Source organism: Mesorhizobium sp. LMG17149, assembly GCF_024518695.1.
Classification (GTDB): Bacteria; Pseudomonadota; Alphaproteobacteria; order Rhizobiales; family Rhizobiaceae; genus Mesorhizobium.
Map to the genome: position 1 here is coordinate 177,979 of NZ_JANIFL010000014.1, position 23,269 is coordinate 201,247.

At 62.4% G+C, this 23,269-nt stretch carries 21 protein-coding genes; 11 read left to right on the top strand and 10 right to left on the bottom strand.

The genetic code is table 11. From position 1 onward, the window contains the following. The first annotated feature begins 48 nt into the window (after positions 1–48). Both NP945_RS28450 and NP945_RS28455 read left to right on the top strand, forming a co-directional pair. Positions 49–624 (top strand): GNAT family N-acetyltransferase, encoded by a 576-nt coding sequence (locus NP945_RS28450; RefSeq protein WP_256748179.1) that lies wholly within the window; start codon positions 49–51, stop codon positions 622–624. A 171-nt stretch (positions 625–795) separates the two neighbouring features. Further along, a complete protein-coding gene (locus NP945_RS28455) occupies positions 796–2,319 on the top strand; it encodes a hypothetical protein (protein WP_256748180.1) in 1,524 nt (507 codons plus the stop codon). A gap of 16 nt (positions 2,320–2,335) precedes the next feature. Here the strand turns inward: NP945_RS28455 and NP945_RS28460 are convergent, their stop codons facing one another. Together NP945_RS28460 and NP945_RS28465 are read right to left on the bottom strand one after the other, a co-directional pair. Then, positions 2,336–2,989, bottom strand: a complete 654-nt coding sequence (locus NP945_RS28460) for a hypothetical protein (RefSeq protein ID WP_127271109.1) — start codon at positions 2,987–2,989, stop codon at positions 2,336–2,338. Further along, the gene (locus tag NP945_RS28465; protein ID WP_024503583.1) at positions 2,986–3,285 is read right to left on the bottom strand and encodes a DUF3572 domain-containing protein; all 300 of its coding nucleotides are present in this window, start codon (positions 3,283–3,285) and stop codon (positions 2,986–2,988) included. The genes NP945_RS28460 and NP945_RS28465 overlap by 4 nt, the downstream gene beginning before the upstream one ends. A gap of 245 nt (positions 3,286–3,530) precedes the next feature. Here NP945_RS28465 and NP945_RS28470 point away from each other — a divergent pair, with 245 nt between their 5' ends. From NP945_RS28470 to NP945_RS28510, 9 genes are all read left to right on the top strand, one after another. Continuing rightward, positions 3,531–3,902 carry a response regulator gene (locus tag NP945_RS28470; RefSeq protein WP_013531932.1) on the top strand — a complete coding sequence of 124 codons (372 nt, stop codon included), beginning with the start codon at positions 3,531–3,533 and terminating at the stop codon, positions 3,900–3,902. A 33-nt stretch (positions 3,903–3,935) separates the two neighbouring features. Beyond that, positions 3,936–5,309: a PleD family two-component system response regulator gene (locus tag NP945_RS28475; RefSeq protein WP_023810534.1), complete on the top strand. Its 1,374-nt coding sequence runs from the start codon at positions 3,936–3,938 to the stop codon at positions 5,307–5,309. Positions 5,310–5,830: 521 nt separating this feature from the next. Next, a complete protein-coding gene (locus NP945_RS28480; RefSeq protein ID WP_256748181.1) occupies positions 5,831–7,303 on the top strand; it encodes an FAD-dependent monooxygenase in 1,473 nt (490 codons plus the stop codon). A 139-nt stretch (positions 7,304–7,442) separates the two neighbouring features. After that, positions 7,443–8,177: a FadR/GntR family transcriptional regulator gene (locus NP945_RS28485; protein WP_256748182.1), complete on the top strand. Its 735-nt coding sequence runs from the start codon at positions 7,443–7,445 to the stop codon at positions 8,175–8,177. Beyond that, positions 8,174–9,361, top strand: a complete 1,188-nt coding sequence (locus NP945_RS28490) for a PLP-dependent transferase (protein ID WP_256748183.1) — start codon at positions 8,174–8,176, stop codon at positions 9,359–9,361. The genes NP945_RS28485 and NP945_RS28490 overlap by 4 nt, the downstream gene beginning before the upstream one ends. 29 nt (positions 9,362–9,390) lie before the next feature. Continuing rightward, positions 9,391–10,668 carry a sugar ABC transporter substrate-binding protein gene (locus tag NP945_RS28495; protein WP_127270754.1) on the top strand — a complete coding sequence of 426 codons (1,278 nt, stop codon included), beginning with the start codon at positions 9,391–9,393 and terminating at the stop codon, positions 10,666–10,668. 185 nt (positions 10,669–10,853) lie between these two features. Then, positions 10,854–11,777: a carbohydrate ABC transporter permease gene (locus NP945_RS28500; protein ID WP_256748184.1), complete on the top strand. Its 924-nt coding sequence runs from the start codon at positions 10,854–10,856 to the stop codon at positions 11,775–11,777. Beyond that, on the top strand, positions 11,777–12,625 hold the full coding sequence (locus tag NP945_RS28505; protein WP_256748185.1) for a carbohydrate ABC transporter permease: 849 nt from the start codon (positions 11,777–11,779) through the stop codon (positions 12,623–12,625). Before NP945_RS28500 ends, NP945_RS28505 begins: the two co-directional genes overlap by 1 nt. A gap of 4 nt (positions 12,626–12,629) precedes the next feature. Beyond that, entirely contained in the window at positions 12,630–13,697 is a 1,068-nt protein-coding gene (locus NP945_RS28510) for an ABC transporter ATP-binding protein (RefSeq protein ID WP_256748186.1), read from the top strand. 311 nt (positions 13,698–14,008) lie between these two features. Here NP945_RS28510 and NP945_RS28515 read toward each other — a convergent pair whose 3' ends face one another. From NP945_RS28515 to topA, 8 genes are all read right to left on the bottom strand, one after another. Next, positions 14,009–14,218, bottom strand: a complete 210-nt coding sequence (locus NP945_RS28515) for a hypothetical protein (RefSeq protein WP_127271560.1) — start codon at positions 14,216–14,218, stop codon at positions 14,009–14,011. A gap of 585 nt (positions 14,219–14,803) precedes the next feature. Continuing rightward, positions 14,804–14,971 carry a 50S ribosomal protein L33 gene (rpmG, locus tag NP945_RS28520; RefSeq protein ID WP_006201775.1) on the bottom strand — a complete coding sequence of 56 codons (168 nt, stop codon included), beginning with the start codon at positions 14,969–14,971 and terminating at the stop codon, positions 14,804–14,806. A 153-nt stretch (positions 14,972–15,124) separates the two neighbouring features. Beyond that, entirely contained in the window at positions 15,125–15,583 is a 459-nt protein-coding gene (locus tag NP945_RS28525) for a hypothetical protein (RefSeq protein WP_127271458.1), read from the bottom strand. A gap of 110 nt (positions 15,584–15,693) precedes the next feature. Continuing rightward, positions 15,694–16,872 (bottom strand): MFS transporter, encoded by a 1,179-nt coding sequence (locus NP945_RS28530; RefSeq protein ID WP_023810543.1) that lies wholly within the window; start codon positions 16,870–16,872, stop codon positions 15,694–15,696. 89 nt (positions 16,873–16,961) lie between these two features. Beyond that, on the bottom strand, positions 16,962–17,702 hold the full coding sequence (locus tag NP945_RS28535; RefSeq protein WP_127398794.1) for an NUDIX domain-containing protein: 741 nt from the start codon (positions 17,700–17,702) through the stop codon (positions 16,962–16,964). 86 nt (positions 17,703–17,788) lie between these two features. Further along, entirely contained in the window at positions 17,789–18,223 is a 435-nt protein-coding gene (locus tag NP945_RS28540) for a DUF983 domain-containing protein (RefSeq protein ID WP_174800363.1), read from the bottom strand. 11 nt (positions 18,224–18,234) lie between these two features. Then, a complete protein-coding gene (rnr, locus tag NP945_RS28545; RefSeq protein WP_256748187.1) occupies positions 18,235–20,553 on the bottom strand; it encodes a ribonuclease R in 2,319 nt (772 codons plus the stop codon). A 6-nt stretch (positions 20,554–20,559) separates the two neighbouring features. Then, entirely contained in the window at positions 20,560–23,196 is a 2,637-nt protein-coding gene (gene topA, locus NP945_RS28550) for a type I DNA topoisomerase (RefSeq protein ID WP_256748188.1), read from the bottom strand. Positions 23,197–23,269: the final 73 nt, after the last annotated feature.

Below are 23,269 nucleotides of genomic sequence, written 5' to 3' on the forward strand. Positions count from 1 at the left end.
TGGTACGACAGTGCAAGGCCAGCGACAAGGCTGGCCTGGGGAGAACGCATGAGCACGACCATAGCGCCACTTGCACCCGAGCTTTGGGCTGAATTCGAGGACCTCTTCGGCAAGCAAGGCGCCTGCTACGGCTGTTGGTGCACGCATTTCCGGCTGGCGCCGGCGATGCGCCGCGAGAGCAGCCGGGAACGCAACAAGGACCACATCAAGGCGCGTATCGAGGCCGGCCCGCCGCCCGGACTGCTGGCATTCGAGGACGGTCAGGCGGTCGGCTGGATGCAGATCGGACCGCGCGCCGACGTGCCCGAATGGAACAATCAGGGCAGGGGCTCGGCACCGGTCGATCCTGCCGACGCCGCGGATCCGGCCGTCTGGGCGATCTCCTGCTTCTTCATCCGCGCCAAGGCCCGCGGCAGGGGCATCACGCATCGCCTCGTCGAAGGTGGCATAGATTTCGCCCGCCAGAATGGAGCCCGGCTGCTCGAGGCGTGCCCGATGGATCTGTCTCGCGATTCGCGCTCGATCGGCCTGTTCGTCGGCTCGTCGCGGATCTTCGAGAAGGCGGGTTTCGAGCGGCTGGTGGAACGCAAGGCCGGCCGCCCGCTGATGCGGCTGGTGCTTTGATGAGGTCCGCTCGTGGCTTGTTGATCTCACCTTGCGGTTGCAGCAGTAATTTCATACCAGACGGACGTCCCTTCTAAAGCGCATGCGCTTTGGGGTTTTGTTTATGCATGTCGTTCTCCCAAACGGGGACCACTTTTGGGCGACATGCATTAGGTCAAACGGAGAATTCGCGTGAACCGTGCCCTGCCATTCGTTTTCCTCCTTGCGTTGAGCGCGCCTGCGTTCGGTCAGACCGTCGATAGTCAGGGTGCGAAGCAATTATCCGACGACTTGTCCCGCTATGTCGGCAAGCAGGCCATCGACAAAGGCATTTTGAAGGTTTCGCTTGAAGGTGGCGCTTACAGGATCCTGTTCGATTTCAAGGCACTTGCCGCATCGTTTCCGGACCAGAAACTGCTGAAGTTCGACTTCGCGCCCTATGCCCTGATGGTCAAGCCGCGCAGCGACGGGTCCTGGGATGTCTCCATGGATTTCTCCCAAACTGCCTCCTTCGAGTTCAACGGACCCGAGGGGCTGCAAAGCACTCAGTTTTCGATCAAGGACGGCAAGGGTTCGGGCGTCTACGATCCAAATCTGGCGGCCTTCACCAGCGGCACCAGCTCGATGGCCGGCATGACGATGGCATCGAAGGATGCCAAGCAGCACATGGAAGCCAGCACGGGCGCCGGCATCGCGACCGTTGCCGCGACCAAGTCGGCGACCGGGGGCGTCGATTTCACAACCTCGCAAAAGGTGTCGAGCTTTGTCGAAGCGATCAATTTCGACGATCCGGAGAGCGGGCTGAAATTCCCGGTCACCGTCAGGTCGCCGGAATTGTCTGTCGAAGCCAGCGGCAAAGGCGTGCGGACCAAGCCATTGCTCGATCTCCTGGCATTTGCGGTGGCCAACGAGGACGAGGCGACGCTGAAGGCCAACCAGGCGCAGCTCAAATCGCTTCTGCTCGCCGCCTTGCCGCTTTGGCAGCGTATCGACGGGACCTACGGTTTCAAGGATTTTGCGGTGGAAAGCCCGGTCGGCAATTTCGGCGCCACCCAGCTCAGCACCGTGTTCGGCACCGATGGCGTGGCCCAGAACGGCACGATCACGTACGGCATCAAGGCATCGGGGCTGACCGTGCCGACCCAGCTTCTGCCGAGCTGGAGCGTGGGGTTGTTACCCACCGATGTCGATTTGAACTTTGGCGGCGCCAATATCGATCTCGACAGCATGGCGAAGAAGGCGATCGAAGCCTTTGATCTCAATAAGAATCCGCTGCTGTCGGCCGAATTCGGCGAGCAGCTTAAAGTCGACTTCTTGGCCAAGATGCCGAAGGTCGTGCTTGGCCACAGCACCGTGAAGAACAAGGATACGGAGATCGCGCTGGAAGGTGAGATGACATTCCCAGGCGAAAAGCCCGAAGGAAGCGTAACCGTCGATGTCGCCGGCTTCGACAAGCTTGTCGAAGGCCTGCAGGAAGCGGCAAAGTCGGAACCGGAGGTTGGCCAATACGTGCCAGTCGCTCTCATGGCGAAGGGCTTTGGCAAGACGCTGCCCGATGGCCGGCTGGAATGGATCGTCAATGCCAAGGCCGATGGCTCGGTCACCGTCAATGGCGTCATGCTGAAGCCCGCCGATCCGGTCGTGGACGACAGCATGGATGATGGTGACGGCGCCGATGACAGCGGAGACGACAGCGGCGGCGCAGGTGCGAACTGAACCCTGAAGCTGGAGTTCAGAGCCCCAGCGCGCTTGCGATCTTGGGCGCTGCCTCGTGCCAGTCCTGGACGACGACCACATCGTCCGTCACCGGCGGCAGGAATGCGCGCAGCGAATTGTCGGCCATCAGGTGGAACAGTTCGGCGTCGGCGACCGATTCCCGTACCGACGCCAGATTGTGCGGCTGATCGTCGACGAAGACCACCGGTCGGCCAGCCTTGCCGCGAAGCTTGGCCACTGCCGGTCCTTTGGCCATTTCAGTGGTCAGAAGCGGGTAACTCAGCCCAAGCGCGTCGAGATGGACGCGACGCACGGCACGGTGTTTGTGCGGCATGGCCGTCAGCAAGATGATTTCCGCGCGATCGCCAAGCCCTGCCAGGGCTTCTGACGCGCCGTCAGTAATGTTTTGCCAATCGGCTTGCGCGTCAAAGAAATCGGCCAGCAGTGCCGTGACTTCGGGCTGTTCGATCAGGCGGCCGCTGGCGGTCTCTGCGATGTTGCCGGTCAGCCGGAACGAGGCCAGCGTCAGGCCATAGCCGCGCGCCTTGAGGAAATTCGGAAACGGTCGGATGAATTCGAGCACGACATCGTCGACATCGAGGACAAGCAAGGGTCGGTCGTCGGCTGCCAGTTCTTCGATCTGGCGCGCGGTTTCCGGATCATCGCTCATATGGAATGCTCATGGTTGTCGTCGCCCAGCGGCAGCGACCGCAAGGCCTTGCCGACAGCCGCCGGCGGGGTACCGGTTTCCTCGGCAAAGCGCATCAGAGTCGGCTCGTGGGCGAGGATGAACTGCAGGACACCGGCCAGAAAACCCGGCTCACTGGCGGCTTTGCGGATCGAATGGACCTCTATGCCGGTGATTGCCAGAAAGCGCGGCAGAAGCTCCGGATCGGAGGCGACGAAGCCCAGGGCCTTCACGGCAATCGATTCCGCTTCTTCGCGCATTGACGCTGCGTTTGCCATCACTACCTTCGGTGTGTGGAATGAGTCTCTCCCGCAGTAATGGCAAGAGTTGCTTGCGGCAAGCCATTAGAGCGCGGCGCGCCCTTTGGACGCGCAGGGACGAGGTGGAATTAGCGCTGTTTTCCAGCCGCGGATTTCCGTTTCGTCAATCATATTGCCGTAAAGTGAAGCAGGGTTTGGTGCGTTCAGACATGGGCGCATGACGGTCGCCTTCGAAGCGGAAGGGCAGCCGGGACGGGAAATCGATGCCGAAGAAGGTTATGATCGTCGAAGACAATGAGCTCAATATGAAGCTCTTTCGGGACCTCATCGAGGCAAGCGGTTACGAGACCGTGCGCACCCGCAACGGTCTGGAAGCGCTCGATCTGGCGCGCCAGCACCGGCCGGATCTGATCCTGATGGATATCCAATTGCCTGAAGTGTCGGGGCTTGAAGTGACCAAATGGCTGAAGGAAGACGACGAGCTGCACGTCATCCCGGTCATTGCGGTGACCGCCTTCGCCATGAAGGGCGACGAGGAACGTATCCGCCAGGGCGGCTGCGAGGCTTATATTTCGAAGCCGATCTCGGTGCCGCGTTTCATCGAAACCATCAAATCCTATCTGGGCGATGCGTGATGTGCCCCTTCAGCCGAGCCGGAGCCTTGTGAAATGACTGCGCGGATCCTCGTCGTCGACGATATCCCTGCCAATGTGCGGCTGCTGGAAGTGCGGCTGCTGGCCGAATATTTCGAAGTGCTGACCGCCACCAACGGGCCGGATGCGATCGAGACCTGCGAGAACGGCAAGGTCGATGTCGTGCTGCTCGACGTGATGATGCCGGACATGGACGGCTTCGAGGTCTGTCGGCGGCTGAAGAGCGATCCGGCGACATCGCACATTCCGGTGGTGATGATCACCGCGCTCGATCAGGTCTCCGACCGCGTCCGCGGGCTCGAGGCCGGTGCCGACGACTTCCTGACCAAGCCGGTCAACGACCTGCAGCTTATGACGCGCGTCAAGAGCCTAGTTCGCCTGAAGTCGCTGACCGACGAGTTGCGGCTGCGCGCCTCGACGACGCGCAACATCGGCATCGAGGAGTTGCTCAGCCGCAATTTCGCATCCGAGGACACGACGCCCAAGGTGCTTTTGATCGACGAGCGCAAATCATCCGTCGAGCGCATCCAGAAGATGCTGCGCGACCGGGCCGATCTCGACGTCACACATGATCCGCATGCCGGTTTCTTCCAGGCCGCCGAGACGTCCTATGAATGCGTGATGATCTCGACCGCGTTCGCCGATTTCGATCCGCTGAGGCTCTGTTCGCAGTTGCGCTCGCTCGATCGCACCCGTTTCGTGCCGATCATCCTGTTGGCGGAGGAGGGCGAGGAGGAACGCATCATCCGCGGCCTCGAACTCGGCATCAATGATTATCTGATGCGGCCGATCGACCAGCAGGAATTGACGGCGCGGCTGCGCACCCAGGTGCGCCGCAAGCGTTACAATGACCAGCTGCGCGCCAGCGTCACCCAGACCATCGAAATGGCGGTGACCGATGGACTGACCGGGCTGCACAACCGCCGCTATCTGGACAGCCACCTGCAGACGCTGTTCGATCGCGCCGTGGCGCGGCGCCGGCCGCTGTCGGTGATGATCACCGACCTCGACCGCTTCAAGGCGATCAACGACGCGCACGGTCATGACGGCGGCGACGAGGTTCTGCGGGAATTCGCACGACGGCTGCGCAAGAATGTCAGGGGTATCGACCTTGCCTGCCGCTTTGGCGGGGAGGAGTTCGTCGTGGTGATGCCGGACACCGAGGGCGCGGTGGCCGAGAAGGTAGCCGAGCGCATTCGCGCCGAAATCGCCCAGGCGGCTTTCGCCATCGGGCAGGACGGCAAGGCGATCGAAGTCACGGTCAGCGTCGGCGTGTCGTCGGTGCTGAAGGGCGTGGACACGGTGGCGGCGCTGATGAAGCGTGCCGATCTCGCGCTCTACGAAGCCAAAAGCGGCGGCCGAAATCGCGTCGTCGCCAAGGCGGCGTAGCGATCCAGCCCCGATTATCCTGTCAACCCGACAGGGTTACCCGTTTACCTTAATCCAAGCGATTCGCGAGCCTTGGTTAAGAAACTGTTGATTTTCATAAACTCTTGCGCAACTGTGCAGGCCAAGACGAAGCCGGCACGAGGATAGAAAACCGGCTCCGATCCTGGGAACACCCCATGATGCTCAGGTCCGCCGCATCTCCTGGGTCCGTGGGGTCGGCCGGCCGGCGCTGGCACATAGTGGCCTCCTCGTACCGCTGCCAAACGCCGACCGGCCCCCTTCTCTCCAAAAGAACATCAGAACTCCGTGCTAAAGCACGGAGGAATCTGCGTTTTTGCATGTGAATCGGAACACCCGTTCTAGCCGTTCCAACACAGCTTCGCTGTGAGAGCAGCCAACGATGAGGGGAAGAGCACCCCTTCCATTTCATAGATATGGCGCACAAGGGGCTTGCGGCAAGACCCGGCTCCTCCCGTAAAACCGCGACCCAAGCCAGGGTGCGGAAAACGGGAGTTATGATAATGATTTCAGATCATGCGGTTGTGATCGCCGGGGGTGGTCCGACGGGATTGATGCTGGCAGGCGAACTGGCGCTGGCAGGCGTGGACGTTGCCATTTTCGAAAGGCGACCGGATCAGAAATTGGCAGGATTGCGCGCAGGCGGCCTGCATGCGCGCACTCTTGAGGTGCTCGACCAGCGCGGAATTGTGGATCGGTTTCTTTCACAGGGACAGATATCGCCGTCCGTGGGCTTCCACATGATCCGGTTAGGCATCAGCGATTTTCCCACGCGCCACAATTATCTGCTGGCACTGCGGCAAAACCACATCGAGCGCATCCTGGCCGACTGGGTCGGCGAGTTGAAGGTGCCGATCTATCGTGAACACGAGGTTGCGGGGTTTGCCCAGGACGACAGCGGCGTCGATGTCGAACTGTCCACCGGTCACCGCCTGAGGGCCGCATATCTGGTCGGGTGCGACGGAGGCCGCAGCACCATTCGCAAGGCGACCGGTATCGAGTTCGCCGGATGGGATCCGACGATGAGCTGGATGATTGCCGAGGTCGAAATGTCGGAAGAACCGGCATGGGGCTTCCGCAGCAACGCCTCCGGAATTCATGCTCTGGGTAAGATCGAGGGCGGCAAGAAGGTTGGCGTCGTGCTGACGGAGCCCCGCCTGGAGGCGCGCGGCGAACCGACCCTGCGCGAGCTCAGCGAGGCGCTGACTGTGATCTACGGCACCGACTTCGGGGTCCACAGCCCGACCTGGCTCTCCCGCTTCACCGACATGACGCGCCAGGCCACCGCATATCGCGACAGGCGCGTGCTGCTGGCGGGTGATGCCGCGCACATCCATCCGCCGATGGGCGGACAGGGCCTCAACATCGGCGTGCAGGATGCGGTGAACCTTGGATGGAAGCTGGCCCAAATCATCAAGGGGACATCGCCGCAAAGCCTGCTCGAAAGCTATCACGCCGAGCGCCATCCGGTCGCCGCCCGCGTGTTGCGCAACACGATGGCGCAGGTTGCGCTTCGCCGCACGGATGACCGCAGCAAGGCCTTGGCCGACACCGTTGCCGAGTTGCTCGGCATGGATGAACCCCGCAAGAAAATCGCCGCGGAGGTGTCTGGTCTGGGTGTTCATTACGACCTTGGCGAGGGGCATCCACTGCTTGGGCGGCGAATGCCCGATCTCGATCTGACCACCGCCGGCGGACGGTTGCGGGTCTTCACCTTGCTGCACGACGCGCGGCCCGTGCTGCTCAACCTCGGTGAGCCCGGCAGGCTGGACATCGCGTCCTGGGCTGATCGGGTCCGGCAGATCGACGCCGGTTACGCCGGTATCTGGGACCTCCCGGCTCTCGGGACGGTCGTTTCGCCCGACGCGGTCTTGATCCGGCCCGATGGTTATGTGGCTTGGGTCGGGGCGGGAACCCAGCAGGGCCTGGTGGACGCGCTGACCACCTGGTTCGGGCCGCCTGCCACCGCAGGTTAGCAGACACGATCGAAGTGCGACCGCGCGATCGCCTTGAGAGTATTGCGCTCCTCCCTCCGACAGTGCTCTTGACAGTTGGTTGACAGGAGCTTCCTTCTGTGCAGAAATTGGTTGGACCATTGGACCATTTGGAGGAAATGTGGACCAGAACAGCCTGCCACCCATTCAGACCACGGCGCGCGACGACGCCGTGCTGAAGGCGTTGGTGGGCTTTGTTCGCGCCGAGGCCTTGCAGCCGGGCGAGCGGCTTCCAACCGAACGCATTCTGGCCGAGCGGCTGAAGGTCAGCCGCAACACCGTGCGCGAGGCACTGACACGCTGGGAAGGGCTCGGCCTCGTCGAGCGCCGGCAGGGCAGCGGCACCTATCTCAAGGCGGCTGTTTCACACGATATGCTGCACATGCCGCTGACGCTGGCGGGCGGCAATGATTTCACCAGTCTGATGCAGACGATGGAGATCCGCCGCGCGCTGGAGGCGGAAGCCGCAGCCCTTTGCGCCGAACGCGCCAGCCAGGCCGACATCGCCGAAATCGCACGCAAGCTCGACATCATGGAGCAGGCGTTCCGCACGCGCGACGGCATGTCGTCGGAAGAGGATTGGGAGTTCCACCAGGCGATCTACCGGGCTTCGGGTAATCCGCTGTTCGAGCAGATCATCGCCGCCATGTACGAATTGTTCCACCGCTTCTGGGAGCATCCGCTCGGCGTTCGTGATTTCGGCCACGCCAGCTTTCCCTATCACCGCGCCATCTACGAATGCATTGCCGCGCGCGACCCACAGGGCGCCCGCGCCGAAGCGCTCAAGCTGATCGCCACCGTCGAGGACGATCTCAAGCGCGGTGCGGCCAAACTCAAACTTTCGAGCCAGACATGAACGAGCATCCATCCGGTTTCGATCACGACTATCTCTTGGAGGCGGCAACACTTTTGGCGCATGACGAACCGTTTCCCGGCGGTGCGGTGGTGCCGCCGATCTACCAGACCTCGCTGTTCACCTTCGCCAGCTATGCCGAGATGGCCGATACCTTTGCCGGCAAACGAAAGCAGCCGATCTACTCGCGTGGCGACAATCCGACGGTGATGGAGTTCGAGGCACGTGTCGCCGCGCTCGAAGGCGCAGAAGCAGCGCGCGGCTTTTCCAGTGGCATGGCGGCGATCAGCGCCACGGTGCTTGCATTCGTTGGGGCAGGCGAGCGCATCGTGGCGGTGCGCAATTGCTATGGCGATGCCTATCGTTTGTTCGAGCGGCTGTTGCCGCGGCTTAACATCAAGGTCGACTATGTCGACGGCTCCGACCCGGATGCGGTCGCGGCGGCACTTCCCGGCGCCAAGCTGCTTTATCTGGAAAGCCCGACCTCGATGATGTTCGAGTTGCAGGACATCGCGCATCTGACACGGTTGGCCAAGGAACAGGGCATCGTCACCACCATCGACAATTCCTGGGCGACGCCGGTCTTCCAGAAGCCGATCACGCATGGTGTCGACCTGGTTCTGCATTCGGCCTCGAAATACCTTGGCGGCCACAGCGACACCGTCGCGGGCGTCGTGGCGGGTGCGGCTGCTCATATCAAGCACATCAACGAGCAGACCTATTCCTATCTCGGCGGCAAGCTGTCGCCATTCGAGGCGTGGCTGTTGCTGCGCGGCCTGCGCACGCTGCCGCTGCGCCTGCCGCACCACATGAAGAGCGGCCTGACCATCGCCGAACGGCTGAAGGCGCATGCCAATGTCGAGCGCGTCAACCATCCCGTCTATTCGAACCATCCGGGCAAGGCGACGCTGGCCGGCTATGCCGGTCTGTTCTCCTTCGAGGTGACGGACGAGATCGACATTCCCGTCTTCGTCGACGCGCTGAAATATTTCCGCATCGGCGTCAGCTGGGGCGGGCATGAAAGCCTGGTCGTACCGGCCAAGGCGTCGCTGGAGCAGACGCCGGGCCTGAATTCGATGGCGCGCTTCGGCGTCAGCCCCCGAACCATCCGCTTCAATGTCGGATTGGAGAGTGTCGAAGACCTGTGGGCTGACGTCGCCCAGGCCTTCGAAAAAGCCAGAAAATAACAAGCGGGTTCAAAATGGGAGTCTTGAACATGAAAAAACTGACCGTCATGCTGGCCACCGTTGCGGGGCTGGCGATTTCCGCCGGAAATGCCGTGGCCGACTCGACCCTGAAAATGGTCGAAGTCATCACCAGCCCGCCGCGCACCGAATTCCTGAAGAAGCAGATCGCCGAATTCGAAACAGCCAATCCGGGCATCAAGGTCGAGCTTATCTCGCTGCCCTGGGGCCAGGCGTTCGAGAAATTTCTGACCATGGTGCAGGCCGGCGATACGCCTGACATCGTCGAAATGCCGGAACGCTGGATGGGCCTCTATGCCAACAATGCCCAGCTCGAGGATCTCGGCCCCTATATGGCCAAATGGGATGATGCCAAGACGCTCGGCGACCGCGCCAAGCAGTTCGGCTCGACCGTCAACAACACCCAGTTCATGATCCCCTACGGCTACTATGTGAACGCGCTGTTCTGGAACAAGAAGCTGTTCAAGGAGGCCGGCCTCGACGGACCGCCGGCGACGCTCGACGATTTCATCGCCGATTCCAAGAAGATTTCCGCGCTCCCGGGGAAGTACGGCTACTGCCTGCGCGGCGGGCCGGGCGCCTTCAACGGCATGCACATGTTCATGAACATCGCCGCCGGCAAGGGCGGCTACTTCAACGAGGACGGCACTTCGACGATCAACGAAGAAGGCTCGGTCAAGGGCCTGCAGATGCTGGCCGACATGTACAAGGACGGATTGGCGCCGAAGGATGCGGTGAGCTGGGGTTTCAACGAAACGGTCACCGGCTTCTATTCCGGCACCTGTGCCATGCTCAACCAGGATCCGGACGCGCTGCTCGGCATCGCCGACAAGATGAGCGCGGACGATTTCGCCGTGGCGCCTTTGCCGGTCGGACCGAGCGGCAAATCCTATCCGACGCTGGGCTATGCCGGCTGGGCGATGTTTGCCAACTCGCAGCACAAGGACGACGCCTGGAAGCTGATGGCGACGCTTCTGTCGCCGAAGGACAATCTGGAATGGGCCAAGGAAGTCGGCGTCGTCCCGATCCACAACGGCGCCGACCAGGATCCCCATTTCAAGACGGAGCAGTTCAAGGGCTGGTTCACGGAGCTCAGCGACAGCTCCAAATATGAAATGGTCACCCCGCCGACGCATCTGGAGAACCTCGGCAATTTCGTCGACCAGGTGGCGATCAAGAATTTTCAGGAAGTGCTGCTTGGCCAGAAGACGGCCAAGGACGTCGCCGACCAATGGGCTGCCTTCCTGACCAAGGAACAGCAGGACTGGCTGGCGAAGAACAAGAAGTAGTTTTTCTTCCCTTCTCCCCGTTTACGGGGAGAAGGTGGCCCGATAGGGCCGGATGAGGGGCGGCGCTATGCCTCGATAGGTTCGCGCTGCCCCTCATCTGCCTGCCGGCATCTTCTCCCCGTGAACGGGGAGAAGGACGCTTGTCGCCAATTCCGGCGCTCCTCCAGGAGACGATTTAGCACCCAATGACTTATGCCGTGTCCGAAATACGATCCGCCGGCAAGCCGCGTCGCAAGCGGCTATCCCACGCCGCCATCGAGCCATGGCTCTATCTCAGCCCGGCGATCATCCTGCTGGTCGTGGTGCTTTTGGTGCCGCTGGTCATCGGCATCAGCTACTCCTTCCGCAAGTTCTCAGCGTTCAAGTCCGAATATGTCGGGCTCGGGCAGTACCAGGCGATGCTGTCGGATCAGGTGCTGGGGCAGGCGCTGGTCAACACGTTGTGGTGGACCGTCGCCAGCCTTTTCTTCCAGTTCTTCCTCGGCCTTGGCCTGGCGCTCCTGCTCGACAAGCCGTTTCGCGGCCGCAAGGCAGTACAAGCCCTGGTCTTCCTGCCTTGGGCGGTGCCGTCCTTCCTGTCAGGCCTGACCTGGGCCTGGCTGTTCAATCCGATCATCGGCCCGCTGCCGCACTGGCTGTTTGCGTTGGGGCTGAAAGCCCAGCCGACCAATGTGCTGTCCGATCCCTCAACCGCCATGTGGGGACCGATCGTCGCCAATATCTGGTTCGGCATTCCGTTCTTCGCCATCACGCTCCTTGCGGCACTGAAATCCATTCCATCGGAACTGCATGAGGCAGCGGCTATCGATGGAGCCTCGCCCTGGCAGCGCTTCACCAAGGTGACGCTGCCGTTCCTGGCGCCGACCATCGCCATCACTGTGATGTTGCGCACCATCTGGATCGCCACCTTCGCCGACCTGATCTTCGTGATGACGGAGGGCGGGCCGGCCGGCTCGACCAACACGGTGCCGGTCTACATCTACGTCAGCGCCTTCAAATCGCTGGACAAGGGCTATGCCTCGGCGGTGGCCGTGCTGCTGCTGGTCCTGCTCATCGCCTATGCGATCGCCCTGATCGGCATCCGTCGCACGCTGGTGAGGCACGTCTGATGATCGCAGGACGCACAGCCTCGCAGCGCTTCTTCGGCGGCATCGGCCTCTACGCGGCAATCGCGGCCTACGTGCTCTTTGCCCTGTTCCCGATCTACTGGACGCTGAAGATCTCGGTCACGCCGGAGCGGCTGCTCTATTCCGAAGGCATCACCTTCTGGCCATCGCACATGACGCTGCAGAACTTCGTCACCGTGCTCGAGACGACCGATTTCCCGCGCTATTTCCTCAACAGCGTCATCGTCTCGGTCTCGACAGCGGCACTGGTGACGATCATCGCCACGCTCGCCGGCTATGCCATGTCGCGCTTCACCTTTCGCGGCAAGGCAGCCTTGGCGCTGATGTTGCTGCTCACCCAGACTTTTCCGCTGGTGATGGTCATTCCGCCGATCTACCGCGTGATGGGGCAGATCGGCCTGATCAACAGCCTGACCGGGCTGATCATCATCTACACCGCCTTCAACACGGCCTTTGCCACCTTCCTGATGCAGTCGTTCTTCGACGGCATCCCCAAGGATTTGGAAGAGGCCGCGATGATCGACGGCTGCACCCGCGCGCAGGCCATGCGCAAGGTGATCGTGCCGCTGACGCTGCCCGGCATGGGCGCGACGCTCGGCTTCGTCTTCACCGCTGCCTGGAGCGAGCTTCTGTTCGCGCTGATGCTGATTTCCAGCGACGACCAGAAGACCTTTGCCGTCGGCTTGCTCACCTTCATCGGCAAGTTCGCCGTCGACTGGGGACAAATGATGGCGGCGTCCATCCTGGCGCTGATCCCGGTCTGTATCTTCTTCGCCTTCCTGCAACGCTATCTCGTCACCGGCCTTACCGCCGGCGCCGTCAAAGGATAGATCGATGGCCTCTGTTACGCTCGAAAACGTCCGCAAGGACTATGGCGCCGTCCGCGTCCTGCACGCGGTCGACCTTGAAATCGCCGATGGCGAGTTCGTCGTCCTGGTTGGGCCGTCAGGCTGCGGCAAGTCCACGCTCTTGCGCATGATCGCCGGGCTGGAGGAGGCTTCCGGCGGCGAGATCCGCATCGGCGAGCGGCTGGTCAATGACGTGGCACCCAAGGACCGCGACATCGCCATGGTTTTCCAGTCCTACGCGCTCTATCCGCATATGGACGTGTCGAAGAACATGGGTTTCAGCCTGCTCCTGAAGAAGGCGGAGAAAACGACGATCGACGCCAGGGTGGACGGCGCCGCCAGGCGGCTCGGGCTCGACACGTTCCTGCAGCGCCTGCCGCGGCAACTGTCCGGCGGCCAGCGCCAGCGCGTCGCCATGGGGCGTGCCATCGTGCGCGATCCCAAGGTTTTCCTGTTCGACGAGCCGCTGTCGAACCTCGACGCCAAGCTGCGCGTCCATATGCGCGCCGAGATCAAGGCGCTGCACCAGCAGCTGAAGACGACATCGGTTTATGTCACGCATGACCAGATCGAGGCGATGACCATGGCCGACCGGATCGTCGTCATGCATGACGGGTTGATCCAGCAGGTCGGCGCACCGCTCGATCTCTATGATCGGCCGGCCAACATGTTCGTCGCCGGTTTCATCGGTTCCCCCGGCATGAATTTCCTGCCGGCGATTGTTCGCAAGGGTGGTACCCCGGAGGCTGTACTGACCGATGGCCAGGCGCTGCGCCTGCCGGAAGGCCTGCCGCTGACGGACGGTGACGCCATCACCGTCGGTCTGCGGCCCGAGCATATCAAGTTGGCGGATGACGGCGCGTTGAAGGGCGAGGTGGGGGTGGTCGAGCCGCTCGGGCTTTCGACGCAGTTCTACGTCAAGCTGGCCAGCCAGCAGCTTTGCGTCTTTGCCATGGGCCGTGCCGGCGTGAAGCCAGGCGACGAGGTGAGGTTGGTTGTCGAACCAGACCAATTGCATCTGTTCGATCCGAAAAGCGGTGATCGCATCGGCTGAGGGGGACTCAGCCGGGCGGCGGGCAGCCGTATGAGGCGCCGATGTCGGGCGGGAAATACAGGTAACGCTACATTTCAATTGGATAAAATAGCGGAACGTCCAACAGACATTTCCGGAACCTAACAGGACCACTCGGACCTTTGCGTCTACAGCGCAAGACCTTAGTCCCGCCGTCTTCTCAAAAGAACGGAGGTCGTTTCGCCACGAATTGGGCCGCCGTCGGAGTTAGTCACACCGACGGCGGCGCCTGCAATATGGGCGAGTGGGTTGTGTGCGGATATGGTGTGATCGCGGAAGAGGATTGTAGACCGCTAACCGCGAGGGCTTCTTTTGGACAGCGGCGAACTGTCCAACGGGTTCTCAGCCGACTTGGCCGATCGCCGCTCCTTCAGCCACAGGGACTTCTTTCTCCTTGCCAGGTTCTCGTCTCGAACGCTGTCGTCGGCGGTCACTCCGCCATGCATCGCGGCAATCACGTAGTCGGCTCTGTTGGTTCGAAAGTCGCCTTTTTGTACGGACATCGTTTTCTCCCAGTGCGAGGCATTTCCCCCCTTTTTGCCTGACGCTGAAACTAACTGCCTATCCGTGGTGCAAGTCTACCAATCGCCGATTGTATTAAAACGATACACTCAAGGTGGCACGATCGCACGAGAGGAGCCAATACTGGCGGGGCTCCTTCATTGACCCTGTTGTGATCCTTGCGGGGGTGCGGCGGCGGGAGGGGTCGGAGCCTGCGGTGGGGGTTCCGTGGAAGGCGCGGCGGGACTGTCAGGCTGAGGTGCAGGCGGTGCGGCCTCTTCCTCACTCAGAACCTGGTCAGTCCTGGCCTTGATCTCATCGGCCGTCTGCTGGCTTATCAGCCCGTTGCTGACGGCGAAGCCAGCAACCAGAGCGACAAGGGCTGCAATGATTGCAGCTTTCACCTTCTTCGACATCCATAGGCGCCTTGTTCATGACACCCAACCCACGGCGAAGGGTGCCGCAACCTTGGCGAAGGGTCAATCCTTTTGGCTGCAGTCTCTGCTCACGTGCAACGAAATCAACTGGCTACAAACGAAAAACGCCGCCCATTGGGCGGCGTTTCGGCATTGCAGCGGGAAACCAGATTACTTGATCTTGGTTTCCTTGAATTCGACGTGCTTCTTGGCGACCGGGTCGTACTTGCGGAACGACAGCTTGTCGGTCTTGGTGCGGCTGTTCTTGCTGGTCACGTAGAAGAAACCGGTGTCGGCGGTCGACAGAAGCTTGATCTTGATGTTTGCGGCTTTGGCCATGATATCAGTCCGTTTGTTCGTGGGGTTTTGGCCGCTGGAGCACGGGGAAACACCCGGACGCGGGAAACTTGGCGCGACACATAAAGAACGCGCCCGGAAAGTCAAGCCCGGCAAGCCTGGTGCGACCCGCCTGAGCCTGCTGGTGAACGGAAATCATGCGGTTTCTGTCGCCGGTGACGCAACCTTCTTCCAGTCTCCGGTCGTGTTCCACCAGCGATTCGGATTGGCGCGGTCGTCCAGTCCCTTGGAACGGCTGGCGAGAATCGGTTGAATGCGGATCACCGGTTCCTGGTAGGAATGGGCCTGGAAAATCGCCTCGACGACGCGGGCGGCCAGCACCTGATCGTCCGGCAGTTCGAAGGAAACCTCGACCGTGCCGGGCCGCCGCCGCAATTCGGTTTCGGCACCGGCGGCCGCACCGTCAAGCGGCCTGTAGCGTTCGATGCCGTGCGCCGACTGATAGGCATTGCGGTCATATTTGCCCATGGCCAGCGGCGCAATCGCCACCACAGCATCCATGATGCGGTCGACGTCGGCGGCCGGAGCCTGGAAGGTCACGAGCAGAAGCAGTGTCATTCGTAGCGATGTGGTTTCAAAGCCGCTGTCGATCATGGAAGTGTCCTCAAGTGTTTTGGGACACTCTTTTAGCCCTGTGCTCCTGACACGGTTCTGTCAGCAGCCTGCCACCGTGCGCGCCAAATGCAGGGCTGGCGGCAGTTGCGCTACAGCAGGATCTTGCGAACCAACCTGACGGCGACCAAAGCGATATAGGCGGCGAAGAACAGGCCGAGCGACCAGCCGAAGCCGGACGGGCCGAACGCATCCATGCCGATGCCGATCGCCTGCGGGCCGAGCACCATGCCGACACCGTAGCACAGCACGAAGGCGGCGTTGGCCGACGCCAGTTCATGGCCGGAAAGCTGCGAGCCGAGATGGGCAAGGCCGATCGTGTACATGGCAGCGACGACGCCGCCCCAGACGAACAGAAGCGCGGCCATCAAATGCCAATTCTGGGCGAAGAAGGGCATGAAGACGGTGCCGATAAGACCGACCGTGGCGCAGGCAATCAGCAGGTAGCGGCGATCGCTGACGCGGTCGCTGATCATGCCGATCGGGATCTGCAACAACACATTGCCGAGGCCGATCATGGTCAGCAGAAGGGCCGCATCGGCCTCGGAATAGCCGATGCGGCTACCATAGATCGGGAAGAGCGCAAAGCCGCCGGTTTCCACCGCGCCGAACACCAGCACGGCTGCGGTCGCCGACGGCACCAGCCAGATGTAGCGCAGGAAATTGCTGGTTTCGCCATCCGAGGCGATCGAGGGGCTCTCGTTGCGTGCTGCCAGCACGGGTATCGCCGCCAGCGTCACCAAGGCGATGATGACGCCGAACGGCCTGAAGCCGGAACTGCCGAGATGGGCGAACAGCCACGGTCCGGCGGCAAAGCCGAGCGACAGGACAGTGGCGTAAATGCCCAGCACAAGGCCGCGTCGGTGCGGCGGCGCCGAGGTGCTGATCCAGAATTCGGACAGGATGAACAGCACCGTCAGCGCGATGTGCAGCACGATGCGCAGTGGAAACCACATCCAGAAATCGGGTGCGAAATGAAAGCCGACAAAGGCCAGCGCGCCGGCGGCGATCATGGCGATCATGGTCCAGGCAACGCCGAACCGCATGGCGAGCGGAGTAGCCAGCGGCGCACCGGCGATCGAGGCGAGGCCGGCAACGGCGGTGTTGAGGCCGATCATCGAAGCCGAATGGCCGCGCGTTTCAAGGATGACGCTGAGCAACGGCATGCCGAGGCCGATGGCGATGCCGACGACGCTGATCGACGAGATCGCCGCCACCATCGGCAGCCAGTGTACGCGTTCGTCGCCCTGTGGTTGGGTATCGACCGTCATGGGATGCTGAATACTCTGCCTGTTTGATCTAAGGAAAGTGCTGAGCGCTTTTCCCGGGAAAACCGCGTCACACTTTTCCTGGAATTGCTCTAGAGAAGTTCGCGGGTGAAGCGGCTGCGGACAAGCCGGTAGAAGGGCACGGGTCCGCCTGGACGCAACAGTGGATCATGGGCGAGGCGCTTTTCCAGCTCGTCCAGGATCATTCGGGTGATGTCGGGTATGTCGGCTTCCCTGGCCTTGGCGAGCGGCAGCCAGACCAGCTCTTCGAGCTCGTTGGTGGGACCGCCACCGGGCAGTTCGACGGCGACGTCGTCACGCCAGGCGCTGAAAAAGCGGGTGTCGAAGCGGCGCACCCGGTTGGGCGGCGTGATGGCGCGCGCAACGAAGCGCAGCATGTCGAGAGAGGGTTGCACGCCGTGTTCGGCAAAGCCTTGCCAATCGGGCCTGGGGGTTGCGAAAGCACCCTTGCGGCCGATCAGCAGCCCGGCTTCCTCATAGGTTTCGCGGATGGCGGACAGGGCGATGGCGCGGGCTCGTGCGGCGCTTGTGCGGCCCGGTCCGGCGATCAGCCTGGCTTCCTGCTCCGGGTGCAATGCGGCGACGACCGGTATGCGGCTGTCGGCCGGATCGGTGCGGCCGCCGGGAAAGACGAACTTGCCCGGCATGAAGGCGTGGCCGGCATGACGGCGACCCATCAGAACCAGCACGTCATCGTCCTTGCGGTCGAGCAGGATGAGGGTTGCCGCGTCGCGCGGGCGAATTGGCCGGTCGCTATGAGCGATCATGCTCCGCTCGATCCTGTCGACTTCCGCCTTGGTCATACCGTCCATGCGCAGGACCTAGCGGAAACTTCTGGCAAGCGAAAGTGGCCTTTCACGGTTGGTATGTTGCGCCAGGCAGCATTCTTGGCTGCGGCCTAGGCTCCGGGATGCGGCTCGATCACGTCGTGCTCGCCGCCGAAGCCGTGCATATAGAAGGCCCATTGCAGTCCGATGACGGCACCCTTGATCGGCTGCAGCAACGCAACCGACAAAAGGATGGTCAGCGGAACCCAGATGGCGATGTGCTGCCATGTGGACAGCGTCGACGTGGCCTCAACGCCCATGAAGGCGCCCAGCACGACATGGCCGACGATGACGATGACCAGATAGGCGGGCAGATCGTCGGCCCGGTGGTGATGCAATTCCTCGCCGCAGACACTGCATGTGTCGACGGTCTTGGTGAAAGCGCGAAACAGCTTGCCTTCGCCGCAATGCGGGCAGCGGCCGAGCAGGCCGCGCTTCATCGCCGTCCACAGCGGGCGCGCGGTCCGGCCCGAGTGATGTTCTCCGCCGAAAACCTGTTCTTCCATGGCTGTTGTCATCATCGTCTCCTGCCGCGCGAACCCGGTCGCGATTGCGACGCGCGAGCGCGGCCCTTGGCCTTGTGAAACGACCGCTTGGAGCCCGGCAGAGGCTTCGGGTCGGTCAACATCTCGAAGCGCATCGCCCCGGCCATCGGCGCCACCTCGATGAGACGGACCTCGACGCGGTCCGCGAGTTGGTAGCCTTTGCCCGAGCGTTCTCCGAACAGGGAGCGGGCCGTTTCGTCGTATATATAGTAATCGCCGTTCAATGTTGACACCGGGATGAAACCATCCGCGCCGTACTGCGGCAATTGGACAAATAGTCCTGACTTGGTGACGCCGGAGATGCGGGCGTCGAACCGGTCGTCGACGCGTTCGGCAAGGTAGGCGGCGATCAGACGGTCGACCGTGTCCCGCTCGGCCGCCATTGCGCGGCGTTCCGTGCCGGAGATCAGCACGGCGACATCTTCGAGCCGTGCCGCTTCGTCCTGCGTCAGCCCGCCCGGACCCAATCCGAGTGCGGCAATAAGTCCGCGATGCACGATCAAATCGGCATAGCGGCGGATCGGCGAGGTGAAATGCGCGTAGCGGCGGAGGTTGAGACCGAAATGGCCGATGTTCTTTGGCGAGTATTCGGCTTGGCTCTGCGAGCGCAGAACCACTTCGTTGACCAGGCCTTCATTGTCGGCGCCGCGCACGCGCTCCAAAATGCCGTTGAACTGGCTTGGCTGCATCTGCGCGCCGCGCGCGAGTGACAGGCCCAATGTCTGCAGGAACTCGCGCAGCGATTCCTGTTTGGCCAGTGATGGCGCGTCATGGACGCGATAGACCAGTTCCTGTTTCTTCGCCTCGAGCGTTTCGGCCGCCGCGACATTGGCCTGGATCATGAATTCTTCGATGAGCTTATGGGCATCGAGCCGGTCCGGCACGATGACGCGATCGACGGTGCCGTCCGGCTTGAGCACGATCTTGCGCTCGGGCAGGTCGAGTTCGAGCGGCTGGCGGCCGTCGCGACCGCGCTTCAGGATCGCATAGGCGTCCCACAGTGGCTTCAGCACGGTTTTGAGGATCGGACCTGTCTTGTCGTCCGGCGCGCCGTCGATTGCCGCCTGAGCCTGTTGGTAGGCGAGCTTTGCCGCCGACTTCATCATGATGCGATGGAAGGAGTGCCTGAGCTTGCGGCCCTCGGCTGAAAAAACCATGCGCACGGCGAGCGCCGGACGGTCCTGGCCCTCGCGCAGCGAGCAGAGATCGTTGGAGATGCGCTCGGGCAGCATCGGCACGACGCGATCCGGGAAATAGACCGAATTGCCGCGCTTCAATGCTTCGCGGTCGAGCGCCGTGCCGTAGCGCACATAGGCGGCGACGTCGGCGATTGCGACAGTGGCAACCACGCCGCCGGGGTTCTTCTCGTCGAGATCCGGCGTGGCGAAGACGGCGTCGTCATGGTCCTTGGCGTCGGCCGGATCGATGGTGATCAGCGGCAGGTCGCGCCAATCCTCGCGGTGATCCAACGTCGCCGGTTTGACCGCTTCGGATTCTGCGATGACGTCGGCCGGGAAGATATGCGGAATGTCGTGCGCGTGGATGGCGATCATAGAGACCGCCTTTTCACTGGTCAGAGAGCCCAGCACGTTAAGCACCTTGGCCCTCGGCAGCCCATAGCGGGAAGCCCGCGCCGGCTCGACCTCCACCAGATCACCGTTCTTGGCGCCGTTCTGGAATTCCTTGTCGACGATCAGTTCGGGCTGGCGCCGTTCCACCGGCTCGATGCGGAAGGTGCCGTCCTGCAAGATGCGAAAGACACCGAGCACGGCATCGGTACGTTTTTCGAAAATCTTCACCACCCGCCCGGTGTAGGCGGGGCCGCCCAGGGCGACGTTCGTGTCGTCGGCCGGAAAGGTCTTGGCCAGCACGCGGTCGCCAATGCCGGGCGCCGGTCCACTGCCACTGCGCGACAGGCGGATGGAAACGATGGGCGGCGGCCCATTGGCCGTGTGTTCGGTAGGACGGGCCAAGAGCACGCCATCGGCATCGCGGTCGAAAATATCGAGGACCGTGACATGGGGCAGGGCACTGACGCGAGCCAGCCCCTTGCGCTCCTTGGTGAGGACGCCCTCGTCCTGCAAGTCGCGCAAAATGTCCTTCAGCCAGATGCGGTCGTCGCCGCGCAGTGCGAACGCCTTGGCGATGTCGCGTTTGCCGGCGCGATCGGGATTTTCGGCGATGTAGCGCAGGATTTCGTCACGCGAGGGCCGGTAGTCGTCCTTGACCTTGGCCCTGGTGTCGGCGGTGCGCGGATCGTCGTGGGTTCTGCCGGTGATCTTGCGCGCCACGCTGTCCTATCCTTTTTTCTTCGCGGCCGGCTTCTTCGCAGCCGGCTTCTTGGCTGCCGCCTTCTTGGTCGCCGGGGCCTTGGCCGCGGCTGCCTTTCGGAAAGGCTTCTTGCCGCCGCCGCCCTTGGCTTCCTTCTCGGCAATCAACGCCAGCGCATCCTCGATCGTCACCGACTGCGGATCCTTGCCCTTGGGCAGCGTAGCATTGACCTTGCCGAAATTCACGTAGGGCCCGTATTTGCCGTCGCGCACGACGATCTTGCCGCCGCCATCGGGATGGTCGCCAAGCTCCTTCAGCGCCGCGGCAGTACCGCCATTGCGGCCGCCCTTGCCCTTCAGCTGCTTCTCGGCGATCACCGATACGGCGCGGTTGAGGCCGATCGAGAACACGTCCTCGATGCTTTCGAGATTGGCATAGGTGCCGTCATGCAGCACGAACGGGCCGTAGCGGCCAAGCCCGGCTGAGATCATCTTGGCGGTTTCCGGATGCTGGCCGACATCGCGCGGCAGCGACAGCAGCGCCAGCGCCTTTTCGTGGTCGATCGACTCGGCCGTCCAGCCCTTGGGCAGGCTGGAACGCTTGGCCTCCTTGCCGTCGCCACGCTGCAGATAGGGGCCGAAGCGACCGCTGCGCAGCGTGATTTCCTCTGACGTGTAAGGATCCTTGCCGATCACCTTGGTGCCGTCCTCGCCGCCGCCATTCTCGCCATTGGGATTGGCGGCATCGCCGAGCTGGCGGGTGAAGGAGCAATCGGGATAGTTGGAGCAGCCGACAAAGGCGCCGAACTTGCCAAGCTTCAGCGACAGATTGCCGGTGCCGCATTTCGGGCAGATGCGGGGATTGGAGCCGTCCTCCCGAGTCGGGAACACCAGCGGCGCCAGTTCTTCATTGAGCGCGTCGAGCACGTCGGTGACGCGCAGTTCCTTGATGTCGGCGACGGCGCCGGAAAAATCCTTCCAGAAATCGCGCAGCACGTCCTTCCAGGCGAGCTTGCCGTCCGAGATCTCGTCGAGCTTTTCCTCAAGGGACGCGGTGAAGTCGTACTCGACATAGCGCTTGAAGAAGCTTTCGAGGAAGGCCGACAGCAGCCGGCCCTTGGCCTGCGGCACCAGCCGGCGCTTGTCGATGGTGACGTAATCGCGGTCCTCGAGCGTCTTCAGGATCGCCGTATAGGTAGAAGGCCGGCCGATGCCGAGTTCTTCCAGCTTCTTGATCAGTGAAGCTTCGGAATAGCGCGGCGGCGGCTCGGTGGTGTGCTGGGTGGCATTGATCGCCTGGCGGGCTAGCTGCTCGCCGGCGCGGATTTCGGGCAGGCGGCGGTTTTCCTCGTCTTCCGCATCGTCGTCCTTCTGGTCGGTGTAGGCGGCGATGAAACCGTCGAACCGAACGACCGAACCGATGGCACGCAGCTCCGCGGTGCGCGGTCCGTTGACTGCCTCGATCTCGGCGGTGGTGCGCTCGATCTCGGCTGGCTGCATCTGGCTGGCGATGGCGCGCTTCCAGATCAGTTCATAGAGCCGCATCTGGTCGGAATCGAGATACTGCCTGACCGATGCCGGGGTGCGCATGAAATCCGTCGGACGGATCGCTTCGTGCGCTTCCTGGGCGTTCTTGGCCTTGGCTGTGTATTGGCGCGGCTTTTCCGGCAGGTATTTCGGGCCGAATTCCTTGGCGATGGCATCGCGCGCGGCGTCGATCGCCTCGGGTGCCATCTGCACGCCGTCGGTTCGCATATAGGTGATGAGACCTGTGGTCTCGCCGCCGATCTCCATGCCTTCATAGAGCCGTTGCGCCACCTGCATGGTGCGGCTGGCCGAGAAGCCGAGGCCCGATGAGGCGGCCTGCTGCAGCGTCGAAGTGGTGAAGGGCGGGCCGGGATTGCGCTTGGTCGGCTTGGCTTCGACCGACACCGCCTTGAAGGTCGCGCCTTCGAGCATCGATTTGATGTCGTCGGCCTGCGCCTTGTTGGAAATGTCGAGCTTTTGCAGCTTCTTGCGATCGAAGGCAGTCAGCCGCGCTTCGAAATTCTCGTTGCGCGGCGTGCCCAGCAGTGCAGCGATCTGCCAGTATTCCTCGCGGATGAAGCGCTCTATTTCGGATTCGCGGTCGCAGACGAGACGCAGCGCAACCGACTGGACGCGGCCGGCCGAGCGGGCGCCCGGCAGCTTGCGCCACAGCACCGGCGACAGCGTGAAGCCGACGAGATAATCCAGCGCCCGGCGGGCGAGATAGGCATCGACCAGCGGCGCATCGATCTGGCGCGGATTGGCCATCGCCTCCAGCACCGACGATTTGGTGATGGCGTTGAAGACGACGCGGCTGACCGGCTTGTCCTTCAGCGCGCGCTTCTGCTTCAGCACCTCCAGCACATGCCAGGAGATGGCTTCACCTTCGCGATCCGGGTCGGTGGCGAGGATCAGGCCATCGGCATCCTTGACCGCCTTGGCGATGTCGGCGAGTCGCTTGCCCGAGGCGGTGTCGACCGCCCAGGACATGGCGAAATCCTCATCCGGACGCACCGAGCCGTCCTTGGCCGGCAAATCCCTGATATGGCCGAACGAGGCCAGAACCTTGTAGTTCTTGCCGAGATATTTGTTGATTGTCTTCGCCTTGGCCGGCGATTCGACGACGACGACGTCCATGAGGTCTCATATCAGCTGTGGTGCGGCAGAAGAATTCCGCTGCGCGCGACGAAATCTCGTTCTATTTGTCGCT

What these genes read in the sequence shown, in the direction of transcription:
- NP945_RS28450 (WP_256748179.1), top strand. Translation starts at nt 49, where the DNA reads ATGAGCACGACCATAGCGCCACTTGCACCCGAGCTTTGGGCTGAATTC.
- NP945_RS28460 (WP_127271109.1), bottom strand. Translation starts at nt 2,989, where the DNA reads ATGAGCGATGATCCGGAAACCGCGCGCCAGATCGAAGAACTGGCAGCC.
- NP945_RS28465 (WP_024503583.1), bottom strand. Translation starts at nt 3,285, where the DNA reads ATGGCAAACGCAGCGTCAATGCGCGAAGAAGCGGAATCGATTGCCGTG.
- NP945_RS28470 (WP_013531932.1), top strand. Translation starts at nt 3,531, where the DNA reads ATGCCGAAGAAGGTTATGATCGTCGAAGACAATGAGCTCAATATGAAG.
- NP945_RS28475 (WP_023810534.1), top strand. Translation starts at nt 3,936, where the DNA reads ATGACTGCGCGGATCCTCGTCGTCGACGATATCCCTGCCAATGTGCGG.
- NP945_RS28480 (WP_256748181.1), top strand. Translation starts at nt 5,831, where the DNA reads ATGATTTCAGATCATGCGGTTGTGATCGCCGGGGGTGGTCCGACGGGA.
- NP945_RS28490 (WP_256748183.1), top strand. Translation starts at nt 8,174, where the DNA reads ATGAACGAGCATCCATCCGGTTTCGATCACGACTATCTCTTGGAGGCG.
- NP945_RS28495 (WP_127270754.1), top strand. Translation starts at nt 9,391, where the DNA reads ATGAAAAAACTGACCGTCATGCTGGCCACCGTTGCGGGGCTGGCGATT.
- NP945_RS28500 (WP_256748184.1), top strand. Translation starts at nt 10,854, where the DNA reads ATGACTTATGCCGTGTCCGAAATACGATCCGCCGGCAAGCCGCGTCGC.
- NP945_RS28505 (WP_256748185.1), top strand. Translation starts at nt 11,777, where the DNA reads ATGATCGCAGGACGCACAGCCTCGCAGCGCTTCTTCGGCGGCATCGGC.
- NP945_RS28510 (WP_256748186.1), top strand. Translation starts at nt 12,630, where the DNA reads ATGGCCTCTGTTACGCTCGAAAACGTCCGCAAGGACTATGGCGCCGTC.
- NP945_RS28515 (WP_127271560.1), bottom strand. Translation starts at nt 14,218, where the DNA reads ATGTCCGTACAAAAAGGCGACTTTCGAACCAACAGAGCCGACTACGTG.
- rpmG (WP_006201775.1), bottom strand. Translation starts at nt 14,971, where the DNA reads ATGGCCAAAGCCGCAAACATCAAGATCAAGCTTCTGTCGACCGCCGAC.
- NP945_RS28525 (WP_127271458.1), bottom strand. Translation starts at nt 15,583, where the DNA reads ATGATCGACAGCGGCTTTGAAACCACATCGCTACGAATGACACTGCTT.
- NP945_RS28530 (WP_023810543.1), bottom strand. Translation starts at nt 16,872, where the DNA reads ATGACGGTCGATACCCAACCACAGGGCGACGAACGCGTACACTGGCTG.
- NP945_RS28535 (WP_127398794.1), bottom strand. Translation starts at nt 17,702, where the DNA reads ATGGACGGTATGACCAAGGCGGAAGTCGACAGGATCGAGCGGAGCATG.
- NP945_RS28540 (WP_174800363.1), bottom strand. Translation starts at nt 18,223, where the DNA reads ATGGAAGAACAGGTTTTCGGCGGAGAACATCACTCGGGCCGGACCGCG.
- topA (WP_256748188.1), bottom strand. Translation starts at nt 23,196, where the DNA reads ATGGACGTCGTCGTCGTCGAATCGCCGGCCAAGGCGAAGACAATCAAC.